Source organism: Vibrio sp. 10N.222.52.C12 (assembly GCF_041474215.1).
GTDB classification, from domain to species: Bacteria; Pseudomonadota; Gammaproteobacteria; order Enterobacterales; family Vibrionaceae; genus Vibrio; species Vibrio crassostreae_C.
The window spans coordinates 1-426 of the sequence record NZ_JBFRTR010000200.1 but is presented as its reverse complement, the minus strand read 5'-3'; the positions used below and the strand labels follow the sequence as shown (position 1 = coordinate 426).

Here is a 426-nt window from a genome sequence, read left to right as displayed (position 1 = left end):
CTCGTAGGTTTGATGATTTCGTGAAATACACGGAAATATGTAGGTTTGCATTTTGTAATCCGTTTGGATGACTATCAATGTAGTCCATATGGATTAGAGGGGTCAAGAGTGAAATTGGGAAAAAAGATCAAAGCAATTCGTATCGCTGAACGGTTAACTCAAAATGAAATGTCTCAACTAATTGATATGCCTTTAATTTCTCTTCGTAACTATGAGCAAGAAAAAAGAGGGGTAAGTGAAGAAAATTTGATAAAGATCACACAGCATGAGCTTTTTAAAAAGTATGCCTATTGGTTGGTAACTAGCGACGTTCTTCCCGAGTCGGGCCAAATTAGCCCCGACTTTTCTATCCTATTAGAGCTCGGCATTGTCGAAAAAGTAACCAGCGACAAGAAACTTGCCTAACGGTTTGCTTGCTTAAATACT

1 protein-coding gene is annotated in these 426 nt (G+C 38.3%); it reads left to right on the top strand.

What is annotated here, in order from left to right:
• Nucleotides 1-108 precede the first annotated feature (108 nt).
• Nucleotides 109-405, top strand: coding sequence for a helix-turn-helix domain-containing protein (locus tag AB4623_RS23655; RefSeq protein ID WP_055318964.1), 297 nt, complete (start codon nucleotides 109-111; stop codon nucleotides 403-405).
• The last annotated feature ends 21 nt before the right edge of the window (nucleotides 406-426 follow it).